The 14460-nt window shown below is 56.7% G+C and carries 14 protein-coding genes; all 14 read right to left on the bottom strand.

Going from position 1 to position 14460, the window contains the following annotated elements:
* Positions 1-285: 285 nt before the first annotated feature.
* The 14 genes from A11A3_RS17825 to A11A3_RS14535 all read right to left on the bottom strand — a co-directional run bounded on the left by A11A3_RS17825 (position 286) and on the right by A11A3_RS14535 (position 14302).
* Positions 286-1368 (bottom strand): hypothetical protein, encoded by a 1083-nt coding sequence (locus A11A3_RS17825; RefSeq protein ID WP_157375741.1) that lies wholly within the window; start codon positions 1366-1368, stop codon positions 286-288.
* Between the two features lie 585 nt (positions 1369-1953).
* The gene (glmS, locus tag A11A3_RS14475) at positions 1954-3783 is read right to left on the bottom strand and encodes a glutamine--fructose-6-phosphate transaminase (isomerizing) (RefSeq protein WP_008930072.1); all 1830 of its coding nucleotides are present in this window, start codon (positions 3781-3783) and stop codon (positions 1954-1956) included.
* 2 nt (positions 3784-3785) lie between these two features.
* The gene (gene glmU / locus A11A3_RS14480) at positions 3786-5147 is read right to left on the bottom strand and encodes a bifunctional UDP-N-acetylglucosamine diphosphorylase/glucosamine-1-phosphate N-acetyltransferase GlmU (protein WP_040297257.1); all 1362 of its coding nucleotides are present in this window, start codon (positions 5145-5147) and stop codon (positions 3786-3788) included.
* A 119-nt stretch (positions 5148-5266) separates the two neighbouring features.
* The gene (locus A11A3_RS14485; protein ID WP_008930074.1) at positions 5267-5692 is read right to left on the bottom strand and encodes a F0F1 ATP synthase subunit epsilon; all 426 of its coding nucleotides are present in this window, start codon (positions 5690-5692) and stop codon (positions 5267-5269) included.
* A gap of 21 nt (positions 5693-5713) precedes the next feature.
* Entirely contained in the window at positions 5714-7096 is a 1383-nt protein-coding gene (gene atpD, locus A11A3_RS14490) for a F0F1 ATP synthase subunit beta (protein WP_008930075.1), read from the bottom strand.
* 49 nt (positions 7097-7145) lie between these two features.
* A complete protein-coding gene (gene atpG, locus A11A3_RS14495; protein WP_008930076.1) occupies positions 7146-8006 on the bottom strand; it encodes a F0F1 ATP synthase subunit gamma in 861 nt (286 codons plus the stop codon).
* Positions 8007-8030: 24 nt separating this feature from the next.
* Positions 8031-9575: a F0F1 ATP synthase subunit alpha gene (gene atpA, locus A11A3_RS14500; protein WP_008930077.1), complete on the bottom strand. Its 1545-nt coding sequence runs from the start codon at positions 9573-9575 to the stop codon at positions 8031-8033.
* Positions 9576-9591: 16 nt separating this feature from the next.
* The gene (locus A11A3_RS14505) at positions 9592-10128 is read right to left on the bottom strand and encodes a F0F1 ATP synthase subunit delta (protein ID WP_008930078.1); all 537 of its coding nucleotides are present in this window, start codon (positions 10126-10128) and stop codon (positions 9592-9594) included.
* A 16-nt stretch (positions 10129-10144) separates the two neighbouring features.
* Positions 10145-10615 carry a F0F1 ATP synthase subunit B gene (locus tag A11A3_RS14510; protein ID WP_008930079.1) on the bottom strand — a complete coding sequence of 157 codons (471 nt, stop codon included), beginning with the start codon at positions 10613-10615 and terminating at the stop codon, positions 10145-10147.
* Positions 10616-10665: 50 nt separating this feature from the next.
* On the bottom strand, positions 10666-10908 hold the full coding sequence (gene atpE, locus A11A3_RS14515) for a F0F1 ATP synthase subunit C (protein WP_008930080.1): 243 nt from the start codon (positions 10906-10908) through the stop codon (positions 10666-10668).
* 41 nt (positions 10909-10949) lie between these two features.
* The gene (atpB, locus tag A11A3_RS14520; RefSeq protein ID WP_008930081.1) at positions 10950-11885 is read right to left on the bottom strand and encodes a F0F1 ATP synthase subunit A; all 936 of its coding nucleotides are present in this window, start codon (positions 11883-11885) and stop codon (positions 10950-10952) included.
* A 12-nt stretch (positions 11886-11897) separates the two neighbouring features.
* Positions 11898-12308: an ATP synthase subunit I gene (locus A11A3_RS17305; protein WP_008930082.1), complete on the bottom strand. Its 411-nt coding sequence runs from the start codon at positions 12306-12308 to the stop codon at positions 11898-11900.
* A gap of 261 nt (positions 12309-12569) precedes the next feature.
* Entirely contained in the window at positions 12570-13490 is a 921-nt protein-coding gene (locus A11A3_RS14530; RefSeq protein WP_008930083.1) for a ParB/RepB/Spo0J family partition protein, read from the bottom strand.
* 14 nt (positions 13491-13504) lie between these two features.
* Positions 13505-14302: a ParA family protein gene (locus tag A11A3_RS14535; RefSeq protein WP_040297258.1), complete on the bottom strand. Its 798-nt coding sequence runs from the start codon at positions 14300-14302 to the stop codon at positions 13505-13507.
* Positions 14303-14460: the final 158 nt, after the last annotated feature.

The following is a 14460-nucleotide window of genomic DNA, read 5'->3' on the forward strand; positions in this document are numbered from 1 at the left end:
AAAGAAATGACACAGAATTCTGAACACTACCGAAACCGTACGGGATCCGGGTTCAGATCTAGAAAAAGAAAGGCAAAGAAAGGGACACACATAAATTTATATCAAAAAAAACAAACTGAATAATCCATCAGTACAACATCAGAGAGCACACATTCTCAGCATAGGAGATCTTCCAATATGTGGGTGCCACCTATTGACCATCGGGATAGGGAGACCTGACTGCGACCTTTCGGCATAAAAAAGGCTTTACTCTGATCACGACCTCAATAAAAACTCGTCACTTATCTAAAATCGGTTTAAAAAACCGCTCTTACACTTTTCTCTTGGAATTTTAATAATCAAAATTTCGTCATCGGATTTTGACAGAGTAGCACTTTCGAAAAGTTTATTTAATTTCACTTTGCTATCAACAGGGGAAAATTCTTTAGTTATATCTTCAATTGTTTTTATATTGTGGACGAATTTATAATTGTAATCCCTCGACATGTAGAAAAATGTAACGAACTCTTTTCTTTCAGGAATTATTTGGGTCGATGTTTTAAATCCGGTTATCCAAAGCTCTTTAACAGCCCCTAACGGGTTTTCTTCTGGCGATTTTATCACCGCAGGGGAAAAAACTTTGTTCGCCTCCATTGATATCTTAACAAAATCATTGCTACGTAAAAGATACGTAAGAGCTGATAGATATTTCGCTTCTGGGAAATGTCTTCTATAAATCTCATAAAATCCACATACAATAGAGCTGTTTGGCCTAAGATCTATACCAGAATCCAAGCCTTGGATTCTTTTGGCTCGACTCTCTGCAATATCTTTTTTATATTTTCTTTGGGGTCTATGGAGAGGTAATACTTTAATTTGATCAGGTGCAATTACTGCATTTGAAGATGCATTGAAAACACGCTCAGCAATAATGGTCATAAATGAATTTAATTGGGCGTATGAAATAAGCGGACTACCTTTACCATAATTCTTATAGCAGTAATCAAGCATACGCATAGCCAAGAACGAGAAGGTTTGAGATACGTCCGCTGATCCATAGCTTCTTTTGTGTAAGCGCTTTGCAAGGTCTAGATGTCTCTCTAGGTCTTCTAAGCTTGCAGGGCCGTCTTCAGTTTCATCATTAATCAAATCATCTAGTGTTTTCATTGCTGATTTTGCAACATTGCTGTTTGATTGCTGAAAATCAGCCATCTTCATTTTAATAGATTCTCCAAGCATCATCCTCTTGAGACTCTTATTACCCACATATAAAGCAAGCAAGGCAGCCGCACTAGTCAACAATGAACCAAGGCCTTGGCCAAAATTAGACCACCCATCAGAAGAAACCAAGCTGACTATAAAGTCTATTATATTGTTAATATTTTCCACGAGAAAACTCCACTTCTTTACTTAGCCGAATGTGGAGGTCAGGTATTGCCCGTGCGCCCCCCAGCCCACCCAGCCCACGTCGTCTATCGCGCAGACAACAACGTCCTTACGAGACAGCGCCACACTGGTAACGTGGATCCCGATCAACTTTTTAAGTATTTTTGCCAGCGCAAATGACCCGCGTCCCAGCGATCATCTCATGAAACCCTTTCTGCCCTCGGGAAACAAGCACCGGAATAAAGAGGAAGACATTCAGGGATACCACCCGGAGAAAAACGGGGCCAGGTCTTGGCGCGTGCGGGAAAACGGGGCCAGGCGGGCGTTGGCTCCGACCACATAGCGCAGCTTTGTGCTGTCATTAGTGGCGACGGCCAGAATCGTCTGGGCTGCATCCATTGGTTTTGAGGGCATTCTTGCGGCGGCGGATTAGCGTTTTGAGGGGTAGAGGGCTACGGAGCTTTCCTGAGACAGGGTTGTTCGCGACTCTAGCGTCGCTCCTACGGCGGCGTTGTTGATGTGTTGGGAAATAAAAAGCCCGGCATAGCCGGGCTTCGTTATCAATTATCCATTCTCAATTATCAATTGTTATTCCACTGTCACCGACTTCGCCAGATTGCGCGGCTGATCCACATCGGTGCCGCGCAAGACAGCCACGTGATAGCTGAGCAACTGCAGCGGTACGGTGTAGACGATCGGTGCAATGGTTTCCGGTACTGCGGGCATGTTGAGCACGCGCACACCTTCGCTTTCTTTCACGTGGGCATTCTTGTCGGCAAACACGAACAGCTCGCCGCCACGGGCACGGACTTCCTGCAGGTTGGATTTGAGCTTTTCCAGCAGTTCGTCGTTGGGGGCCACGGCTACCACCGGCATTTCGCTGTCCACCAGGGCCAGGGGGCCGTGCTTGAGTTCGCCGGCCGGATAGGCTTCGGCGTGGATGTAGGAAATTTCCTTGAGCTTGAGCGCCCCTTCCAGGGCGACGGGGTACTGCACGCCCCGACCGAGAAACAGGGTATGGTGTTTTTCCACAAAGGCTTCCGACAGGCTTTCGATGGGTTTGTCGAGGGCGGAGGCCTGTTCGATCAGGTTGGGTAGCTGACGCAGTTCCGCCAGTACCTTCTCGATTTCGCTGTCTGCGAGTCCCTTGCGTCGTCCCAGGGCCAGCACCAGGATCAGCAGGCCGGTGAGCTGGGTGGTGAAGGCCTTGGTGGAGGCCACACCGATTTCCGGGCCGGCCTTGGTGAGGAACACCAGTTCGGATTCGCGCACCAGCGAAGAGCTGTCCACGTTGCAGATCGCCAGGCGCCCCACGTAGTTGGGGGATGCCGTGTCGCGCAGGGCCGCCAGGGTGTCGGCGGTTTCCCCGCTTTGCGAAATGGTTACGAACAGGGTGCCTTCCGGCACCACATGATTGCGGTAACGGAATTCACTGGCCACTTCCACCTGACAGGGGATACCGGCGATGTCTTCAAGCCAGTAGCGCGCCACCATGCCAGCGTGATAGCTGGTGCCGCAGGCAACAATCTGTACGGTCTTTACCTGGTCGAAGATGGCCGGGGCCTTTTCACCAAAGGCGTTGATCAGGGTTTCCGGACTGTCGATGCGCTCTTCCAGGGTTTTCTGGATGGCCGCCGGCTGCTCGAAGATTTCCTTCTGCATGTAATGGCGATATTCACCCTTTTCCGCGTCTTCGTGGGTGCCATCAAACTCATGGATGCTACGCTCTGCCGCCACACCGGATGCATCTACGATGCGAATACCATCAACGGTGATTTCTGCCTGATCGCCCTCTTCCAGAAAGATAAAACGGTTGGTCACCGGCAGCAGGGCCAGCTGGTCGGAGGCAATGTAGTTTTCATCGATGCCAAGGCCGATCACCAGCGGACTACCGGAGCGAACAGCAATCAACTTGTGTGGTTCACTGGCATGGATAACGCCCAGCGCATAGGCCCCTTCCAGTTTCTTTGCCACCGCGCTGACCGCGTCAAACAGTGCCAGCCCCTGGTCCAGGGCCTGGTGCACCAGGTGAACGATGACCTCGGTATCGGTCTGGGATTGAAAGTGATAGCCGGCGGCTTCCAGTTCGTCCTTGAGCGCCTGAAAGTTTTCGATGATGCCGTTATGCACCAATGCCAGATCGCCCCCAGACATATGCGGATGGGCGTTGGCCTCTGACGGTTTGCCATGGGTGGCCCAGCGAGTATGGGCAATGCCGGTAAAGCCGGTCACCGATTGTTCATGGGCCGCGTCTTCCAGACCCGCCACCTTGCCCTGGCGACGTACCCGGGTGATGCCATTGTCATCCAGCAAGGCCACACCGGCACTGTCATAGCCACGGTACTCCAGCCGCTTGAGGCCGGTGATCAGGATATTGGTGACATTGCGCTGGGCAATGGCGCCGACGATTCCACACATACTTACTTTTCCTTTTTGGGGCGCTGCCAGTTGGCCACGTTGCGCTGCTGGCCGCGGGCCACTGCCAGACTGTTGTCTTCCACATCCTTGGTCACGGTGCTACCGGCACCGACCGTGGCATTTTCACCGATGGTAACCGGTGCCACCAGTGAGGCATTGGAGCCGATAAAGGCGCCATCTTTCATCACCGTCTGGAATTTGTTCACACCATCATAGTTGCAGGTAATGGTGCCGGCGCCCACGTTGACGTCCTTGCCGATGTGGCTGTCGCCAATGTAGGTGAGATGATTGACCTTGGAGCCTTCACCCACGTAGGACTTCTTGGTTTCCACAAAGTTGCCGATCTTGGCACTGTCGGCCAACTCGGTGCCCGGACGCAGACGCGCATAGGGGCCGATCTGACAATGCTCGCCAACAATGGCGCCGTCAATCAGGGAAAAGGCTTCCACCCGGGTGCCGGCGCCGATGTTGGCGTCACGGATAACACAGTTGGGGCCGATCACCACGCCTTCCTCGATGGTAACGTCGCCTTCCAGTACCACGTTCACGTCGATCACCACATCGCTGGCGATCTGCACGCTGCCGCGGATATCCAGTCGCGCGGGGTCGCTTACGGCAACGCCGTCACGCATCAGGTCTTCGGCCTGGACGCGCTGGTAGATACGCTCCAGCCGTGACAGTTGCACCCGGTCGTTGACGCCATCCACCTCCCAGGCATGGGCAGGCTGGACGGTATCCACTGTCAAGCCGCTCTGCACCGCCATGGCGATCACGTCGGTGAGGTAGTACTCGCCCTGGGCATTGTTACTGGACAGTTTCGGCAGGCAGTCGGCCAGGAACGCGCGCGGGCAGGCCAGGATGCCGGTGTTGATCTCGTTGATGCCCAGTTCCGCTTCGCTGGCATCCTTCTGCTCGACGATACGTTGCACCCGGTTCTGGCCATCACGGACGATACGGCCATAGCCGCTGGGGTCGTCCATGATCAGGGTCATCAGCGCCAGGGTATTGTCATTCACACAGGCGATGAATTCCTGCAGTGTCTCGGGCCGGATGAGGGGTACATCGCCGTACAGCACCAGCACCACGTCTTCTTTCACCAGCGGCATGGCCTGGGCCACCGCATGGCCGGTGCCCAGTTGCTCGGCCTGTTCAGCCCAGCCCAGCTGGCTGCCCTGCACGCGGGTTTTGACCATTTCACCGCCATGACCGTAGACGATGACGGTATTGCCAGGCTCCAGGGCGGCAGCCGCATCCACAACATGTTGCACCATGGGTTTGCCGGCAATCGGGTGCAGCACTTTCGGCAGCGCACTTTTCATGCGCGTTCCCTTGCCGGCGGCCAGAATTACTACTGCTAATGTCATGAGCCTGTCCTTGCGGGTTCACCGGATCACCGGTGTTGAATTACATAATCTTTAAAACAAAAAAGGGTAGCACCAGGCTACCCTTTATATGTTGAAGTTTTGCAAAATCAGGCCGAGATCTACTTCTTGGCCTTCTTCTTCAACTCTTCAATGGTACGCAGCTGGGCGGCCGCCTCCGCCAGGGTTGCCGCGGCGCGGGAATAATCCATTTCGGAGTTCTTCCCTTCCAGGGCTTCCCGGGCACGCTCCTTGGCGCGCTCGGCTTCGGCTTCGTCCATGTTCTCGGCACGCTCGGCAGTGTCGGCCAGGACGGTTACCAGCTTCGGCTGCACTTCCAGGAAGCCGCCGGATACGTAAAAGATTTCCTCTTCGCCATTCTGCTTTCTCACCCGTACCGGACCCGGCTTGAGCCGGGTCAGCAGCGGAGTATGGCCGGGCATGATACCGAGGTCACCTTCCGCACCGGAAGCCACCACGATCTCAACCAGACCGGAGAACAGCTGGCGTTCTGCACTTACTATGTCGCAATGCACGGTCATCGCCATTTGCTTGTCTCCCGGTGGAGGTTACTTGCTACGCTTGTTGTAGGCTTCTACCACTTCGTCGATAGAACCCTTCATGTAGAAGTCCTGCTCCGGAATGTGGTCGTAGTCACCGTTGAGGATACCCTTGAAACCCGCCAGAGTATCTTTCAGTGATACATATTTACCCGGGGAGCCAGTGAACACCTCGGCCACGAAGAACGGCTGGGACAGGAAACGCTCGATCTTACGGGCGCGGGCCACAACCATCTTGTCTTCTTCGGACAGCTCGTCCATACCCAGAATGGCGATGATGTCCTTCAGCTCCTTGAAGCGCTGCAGTACGGTCTGAACGCCACGGGCCACTTCGTAGTGCTCGTAGCCAATAACCAGCGGATCCAGCTGACGAGAGGTGGAATCCAGCGGGTCGATCGCCGGGTAGATACCCTTGGAAGCGATGTCACGGCTCAGTACCACGGTCGCATCCAGGTGAGCAAAGGTGGTCGCCGGGGACGGGTCAGTCAAGTCATCCGCCGGTACGTATACCGCCTGTACGGAGGTGATGGAGCCGGTCTTGGTGGAGGTAATACGCTCCTGCAGAACGCCCATCTCTTCCGCCAGGGTCGGCTGGTAACCTACCGCTGAGGGCATACGGCCCAGCAGTGCAGATACTTCGGTACCGGCCAGGGTGTAACGGTAGATGTTATCCACGAAGAACAGTACGTCACGACCTTCGTCACGGAACTTCTCGGCCATGGTCAGGCCGGTCAGTGCCACGCGCAGACGGTTACCCGGCGGCTCGTTCATCTGGCCGTATACCAGGGATACCTTGTCCAGTACGTTGGAGTCCTTCATCTCGTGGTAGAAGTCGTTACCCTCACGAGTACGCTCACCCACGCCGGCAAACACGGAGAAACCGGAGTGCTCGATCGCGATGTTCCGGATCAGCTCCATCATGTTTACGGTTTTACCTACACCCGCACCACCGAACAGGCCAACCTTACCACCCTTGGCGAACGGGCAGACCAGGTCGATCACCTTGATACCGGTTTCCAGCAGTTCGTTGGTAGCTGCCTGATCCGCGTAAGAGGGCGCTTCACGGTGAATGGACATACGCTCCTTTTCACCGATGGGGCCAGCTTCGTCGATCGGGCGACCCAGAACGTCCATGATACGGCCCAGGGTCTCGGTACCGACCGGCACCTGAATCGGCTCACCGGAGTCGGTAACATTCAGGCCCCGCTTCAGACCTTCGGTGGAGCCCATGGCGATGGTACGCACCACGCCGTCGCCCAGCTGCTGCTGAACTTCCAGGGTAGTTTCAGTACCGTCCACGGTGAGGGCGTCATATACCTTCGGTACACTGTCACGCGGGAATTCCACGTCGATCACAGCACCGATGATCTGAACAATACGACCGCTACTCATGCTTGCATCCTCTTAACTTGCGTTTTTGCCGCGTCTGACTGCGTGACGATCAGACCGCAGCAGCACCACCAACGATTTCGGAGATTTCCTGCGTAATTGCAGCCTGGCGTGCCTTGTTGTACACCAATTGCAGATCCCGGATGATGTCGCCGGCGTTATCGCTGGCGGCTTTCATCGCGATCATCCGCGCTGCCTGCTCACAGGCGTTGTTTTCAACCACACCCTGGTACACCTGGGACTCGATGAACCGCACCAGCAGATCTTCGAGCAACATCTTCGGGTCGGGCTCGTAAATGTAGTCCCAGTGACGCTTCAGCTCTTCATCTTCCGCCGCTTCCAGCGGCAGCAGCTGAACAGTCTTGGGCGACTGGGTCATGGTGTTGACGAACTCGTTGTACACCACGTACAGACGGTCGATCTCACCGCTTTCATAGGCTTCCAGCATCACCTTGATGGAACCGATCAGGTCGTTCAGGTGAGGCGTGTCACCCAGACCGTTAACGGTTGCCTCAACGTTGCCACCGACGCTCTTGAAGAAGCTGACGCCCTTGGAGCCGACTACGCAGTAGCTGGCCTTGACGCCCTTGTCTTCCCACTGCTTGGCGTTTTTGACAACGTTCTTGAGCAGGTTCACGTTCAGGCCACCACACAGACCCCGATCGGAGGTCACTACGATGTAGCCGACGTTTTTCACGTCCCGCTCTTTGAGATAGGTGTGGCGGTATTCCGTATCGGCGTTCGCCAGATGCGCAACAACCTGACGCATGCGGGACGCATACGGCTTGCTGGCCGCCATGCGTTCCTGCGCCTTGCGCATTTTGGAGGCCGCCACCATCTCCATCGCACGAGTAATCTTCTTCGTGCTCTGGACGCTGGAGATCTTGCCTTTAATCTCTTTACCGCTGGCCATAGGAATTATCCTTTATTCAGCGAATTACCAGGTCTGGGTGGCTTTGAACTGATCGAGAGATTCCTTGATCTCGGCTTCGATCTCGCCGTTGTAGTCACCCTTCTCGTTGATCTTGTCCATCAACGCTTTCTTTTCGCTGTTCAAGTAGTCCAGCAGGGCCGATTCGAAGGCGCCGATTTTCTCGACTTCGATACCTTTCAGGTAACCTTCGTTGGCGGCGTACAGTACAACGCCCATTTCGGCGATGCTCATCGGGCTGTACTGCTTCTGCTTCATCAGCTCGGTAACGGCCTGACCATGCTCCAGCTGTTCGCGGGTGGAGTCGTCCAGGTCAGAAGCGAACTGGGCGAACGCCGCCAGTTCACGGTACTGAGCCAGTGCCAGACGGATACCACCGCCGAGCTTCTTGATGATCTTGGTCTGGGCAGCACCACCTACACGGGATACGGAGATACCCGCGTTCATCGCCGGACGGATACCGGAGTTGAACAGGTTGGTTTCCAGGAAGATCTGACCATCGGTAATGGAAATCACGTTGGTCGGTACGAACGCGGATACGTCACCACCCTGGGTTTCAATGATCGGCAGCGCGGTCAGGGAACCGGTCTTGCCTTTCACTTCACCGTTGGTGAACTGCTCAACGTAGTCTTCGTTTACCTTGGCGGCGCGTTCCAGCAGACGGGAGTGCAGGTAGAACACGTCACCCGGGTAAGCTTCACGACCCGGCGGACGACGCAGCAGCAGGGAGATCTGGCGATAGGCCCAGGCTTGCTTGGTCAGATCATCATAAACGATCAGGGCATCTTCACCGCGGTCACGGAAGTACTCGCCCATGGCGCAGCCGGCAAACGGGGCCAGGAACTGCATGGAAGCCGGGTCAGAGGCGGAGGCAGCCACGATGATGGTGTGCTCCAGTGCACCGTGCTCTTCCAGCTTGCGTACCACGTTGGCGATGGTGGACTGCTTCTGGCCCACGGCAACGTAGATACACTTAACGCCAGTGCCCTTCTGGGCAATGATCGCGTCAACGGCCACAGCGGTTTTACCGATCTGACGGTCACCGATGATCAGCTCACGCTGACCACGACCGATCGGCACCATGGAGTCGATGGCCTTGTAACCGGTCTGCACCGGCTCGTTAACCTCTTTACGCCAGATAACGCCCGGCGCCACTTTTTCCACGGCGTCGGTAGTCTTGGCGTCGATCGGGCCCTTACCGTCAACCGGGTTACCCAGGGCGTCAACGACGCGACCGAGCAATTCGGGACCAGTGGGCACTTCCAGAATACGGCCGGTGCACTTAACTTTCTGACCTTCGGCCAGGCCCAGGTAGTCACCCAGTACCACGGCGCCGACGGAGTCCTGCTCCAGGTTGAGGGCCATGCCATAGACGCCGCCCTCAAACTCGATCATTTCACCGAACATGACGTCGGCCAGACCATGAATGCGCACGATACCGTCGGATACGGATACTACCGTACCTTCGTTCCGTGCTTCGGTGGAGGTATCAAGTTTCGCGATGCGCGACTTGATAATCTCGCTGATTTCGGACGGGTTGAGTTGCTGCATCTCTAATCCCTCAAACTCAAGAGTTCAGTTGCTCTGCCAGACGGTTCAGTCGGCCACGCACACTGCCATCAATTACGGTATCACCGGCGCGAATAATGACGCCGCCGATCAGGCCCTGATCCACGGAAGTGCTTACATTCACATCCTGGCCCAGGCGTTTCTTCAGAGCTGCCACCAGTTTTTCGACCGCGGCATCATCCAGATCGAACGCGGAGACCAGCTCCACATCCGTCATCCGTTTCTGCTCGGCCAGAAGCTCGTGGAACAGTTGCAGGATGGTCGGCAACAGCGCCAGGCGCTTGTTGTCCGCCAGCTGGGCGATGAAGTTGCGTACACCTTCGTTGAGGTCTTCGCCGCACACTTGCGCAAAGGCCTGAGCCTTTACCGCGTCATCCAGCTCTGGCTGGTCCAGGTAGGCACGCATGGTGGCGTCGTTGGCCACTGCCGCTGCCAGGCCCAGCATCTGCTCCCACTGATCAAGGGCATTGTTTTCCTGGGCAAACAGGAAAGCAGCCTTTGCGTAGGGGCGTGCGATGGTGGTCAGTTCAGCCATGGGGTTCCCGCTTCTGTCAGAGTTCCGCCGCCAGCTTCGCCAGCAAGTCGTTGTGCGCGTCCTGCTTCACTTCGCTGCCCAGTACTTTCTCGGCACCGTCGATCACCAGTGCGGAAACTGCCTTACGCAGCTCCTCACGAGCACGATTCATTTCCTGTTCGATCTCGGACTGCGCACGCTCGATCAGACGCTCACCTTCGGTGCGAGCCTGAGTCTTGGCTTCGTCAACGATCAGGTTCGCACGGCGATTGGCCTGGTCGATGATTTGCGCAGCCTTTGCCTTGGCTTCTTTCAGGTCGGCCGCAGCCTTTTCCTGAGCCAGTTGCAGATCACGCTCGGCGCGATCGGCGGCACTGAGACCGTCTGCGATTTTTTTCTGGCGCTCTTCCATCGCTTGCGTGATGGGCGGCCAGACGTAGCGCATGGTCAGGAAAACGAATATGGCAAATGCGATCATTTGCCCAATAAACGTCAAGTTAAAGTCCACACCGCTTCTCCACTATTAACAGGGACACTAAGTCGTGGGTTGTGGTGAGATTAACTTCCCGCCAGTACGAACATGACGTACATGCCCAGACCAACGCCGATCATCGGCACCGCGTCCACCAGACCCATTACGATGAAGAATTGGGTACGCAGCATCGGGATCAGCTCCGGCTGGCGAGCGCCGCCTTCCAGGAACTTGGAACCCAGGATACCTACACCGATAGCCGCGCCTACAGCGCCCAGGCCCATCAGGATGCCGCTTGCCAGGATCAGAAGGGATTGTGCTTCAGTCACTGTGTTAACTCCCGTTTTGAGTGATTAAGTGGGTAATTGGATTAATGGTCTTCGCCGGTGTCGTAGGCCATGCTCATGTACACGATGGTCAGCACCATGAAGATGAACGCCTGCAGGGAAATAATGAGGATGTGGAACATACCCCAGAGGATCTGCAGGAAGCCGCCGAACACGCCCATGCCAAGGCCGCCGCTGTAGGTCAGTGCGATGAGGATGAAGATCATCTCGCCGGCATACATGTTGCCGAACAGTCGCAGACCCAGAGAGACCGGCTTGGCGATCAGGTTGACGAATTCAAGAATGAAGTTGACCGGAATAAACAGCGCCTGAACGATCATGTTCTTGCTGCTGAACGGGTGCAGGGACAGTTCACCCAGGAAGCCACCCAGACCCTTTTCGCGGAAGCTGTAGAACAGGATGAGCAGGAAGACGAAGAACGCCATGCCCATGGTGATGTTCGGGTCGGTGGAGGGCACGATCTTGAAGTAGACGTGATGCGGATCCATGCCCAGGACATGCTCGCCGAACAGCTGCGCGCCGTAGGGCAGCAGGTCGATGGCGATCAGGTCCATGAAGTTCATCAGGAATACCCACACCAGGATGGTCAGGGCCATGGGGGCCACCATCTTGTTCTGGTAGGGGAACATGCTCTTGACGTTGTCCTGCACGAACTCGACAACGGTTTCCACGAAGTTCTGGGTACCGGACGGTACGTCGGCGACCACCTTGCGGGCCACCATGCGGAAAATCACGAAGAAAATCAGACCCAGTGCCAACGACCAGCCCAGGGTGTCCAGGTTAACGGACATGAAACCCATGGAGGACGCTTCGTGGCCGGTGGTGGCCAGGGTCCAGGTCGGTGCGTCAAGCACGGTGCCATCGGCACGCTCAAAACCAGCGGGGAGCTTACCCCAGGTCAGGTGAGTCAGGTGGTGTTGGATATACTCAGAGGATGTCAAAGAATGTTCTGAAGCCATGCTTTCGCCCTGTCAGACCTGATCTGTTCCGTGTGCGAGCCGGGCTGAGGTGACCCAACCCAGAATCATCATTGCAAAAAAAGCGGAGAAAAAACCCGCGGCATTTAACGGCTGCACCAGCGTGAACGTCACCCCACAAAGTACACCCGTCAGTACCAATTTCTGTGCCTCGCCACGATACAGGCGGCGGGAAGTCTGCTCTGCGTCGTGCTCTTCCCCGCGAGGGCGGAACACATACCAGGCAAACCAGCAGTGGGGCAGCGAAAAAGAAAGACCACCCAACAGTATGGAGAGGGCAAGAAGCCGATCATGGGCTGCGATGATCACAGCGATCGGCAGCAAAAGGCCCAGCTGCCAGAGCGACATTCTCAACAGCAGCGGTTTCATGATGTCACCACCCCAGACCGTCTTTTTGCTGGCCATCGGTTCCATCCTTGCCCTTTCGGGCCTGAGCATTAATGGGTCGCGGCGGGTGTGAAGTGAGGGCCCGACAAATGCTCAAATTTTAACCACTGTGCGAGATTCACCCATACAAAAGCCGGCGCGCTATAAAAGCCGTCGGCTAGGGGGTTCCGGCTTGCTTAAAAGCGCCCGGAATGTCGTCTCGTTTTCAGGGCCGGCAGTATAGTGGCATCGTTGATGGGAATCAACCGCGATTGCCCAACAATGACGCACGATTTCCGGCTATTTGATATGGGCCAGAATGCCGTCCAGTTCGTCCAGATTGTTGTAACTGATCACCAGCTTGCCCTTGCTGCCCTGCCCGGACTGGATCTGCACCGGCGCGCCCAGGCGCTCGGACAGGTCGTTGATCAGCGCCCGCACATTGGGATCTTCCCTGGTCGGTGCCGGTTTGGCCGGCTTGGCCTTCTCGAAATCGCGCACCAGCTCCTCGGTCTGGCGCACCGACAGGCCGCGGGCCACCACGGTGCGGGCCGCCTCCACCTGCTTGTTGCCGGTCAACGCCAGCAGCGCGCGGGCATGGCCCATTTCCAGGTCGCCATGCTCCAGCAGTTTCTTGACGTCCGGCTCCAGGCTCATCAGCCGCAGCAGGTTGGTGACCATGGCGCGGGATTTGCCCACCGCATCGGCCACCTGCTGGTGAGTAAGGCCGAATTCTTCCTTCAGGCGCCCCAGGGCGATGGCCTCTTCCATGGGATTGAGGTTCTCGCGCTGAATGTTCTCGATCAGCGCCATGGCAATGGCGGCTTCGTCGGGCACTTCGCGCACCACCGCCGGGATGGTGTCCAGCTCGGCCATCTGCGCGGCCCGCCAGCGACGCTCACCGGCGATGATCTCGAAACGCTTCTCGCCCAGCGGGCGCACCACGATGGGCTGCATCACGCCCTGGGCACGGATCGACTCGGCCAGCTCTTCCAGGGCATCCGGGGACATGTCCCGGCGCGGCTGATAGCGGCCACGCTCCATGTATTCCACCGGCAGGTGGCGCAGTTCACCGTCACGGGGCGGCTGGCTGGCCATATCGGCCCGCGCCTCGCCGGGCTCTACGCTCACCTCGTCCTGGTGACGCTGCTGGTAGGACTCGTTGCTGCTGAGCAGGGCATCCAGCCCCTTGCTGAGACCGCGTTTACGCTTTGCCGCCATGATCGTCGTTTTCCTTATGAAGCTGCCGCCGGCTGATTCTTGAGCGCCTGTTCACGACGCAGGATTTCCCCGGCCAGCGCCAGGTAACTGATCGCGCCACGGGACTTGGGGTCATAGGTGATCACCGGTGCGCCGTGGCTGGGCGCTTCCGCCAGCCGCACGTTGCGCGGAATGATGGTGCGGTAGACCTTGTCGCCGAAATGACTGATCAGCTGGTTGGAAACATCGTTGGACAGGCTGTTGCGCGGGTCGTACATGGTGCGCAGCAGGCCGCCGATATGCAGTTTGGGGTTGAGCACCGAGCGGATCTTCTCGATGGTGTTCATCAGCGAGGTAAGTCCCTCCAGCGCGTAGTACTCGCACTGGATCGGCACGATCACCGAGTCCGCCGCGGTCAGGGCGTTGACCGTCAGCATGTTCAGTGATGGCGGGCAGTCGATGATGATGTAGTCATAGCGGTCACGGATGCGGGCCAGCGCGTTGCGCAGGCGGAATTCGCGCATCTTCATGTCCAGCAGCTGCACTTCCGCGGCGGTCAGGTCGCCATTGGCGCCAATCAGGTCAAAGCCGGACTCTTCCGGGGTGCCGGTAATGGCCTGCTCGATGGGCAGCTCGTCGCAGAGCACGTCGTAACTGGTGTATTCCGGCTCGTACTTGTCCACCCCGGACCCGGAGGTGGCATTGCCCTGGGGGTCGATATCCACCAGCAAGACCTTTTTGCGGGTCGCTGCCAGGGAGGCGGCCAGATTGACGCTGCTGGTGGTCTTGCCCACCCCGCCTTTCTGGTTGGCAACGGCAAAAACGGTGGTCACTGCGCTCTCCTTATTGAGACCTTGCGGCACACCCGCACACCGGCAGGTGCTGCCGCTGTAGGAGCCCGCCTGCTGGCGATCCGCCGTGGTTGTCGGGGGCAGCATCGCTGGCCGGGCAAGCTCCTACAACTATGTTTGCGAACGTTGTCTGCAATGCC

It is taken from the genome of Alcanivorax hongdengensis A-11-3, from assembly GCF_000300995.1.
Lineage (GTDB): Bacteria > Pseudomonadota > Gammaproteobacteria > Pseudomonadales > Alcanivoracaceae > Alcanivorax > Alcanivorax hongdengensis.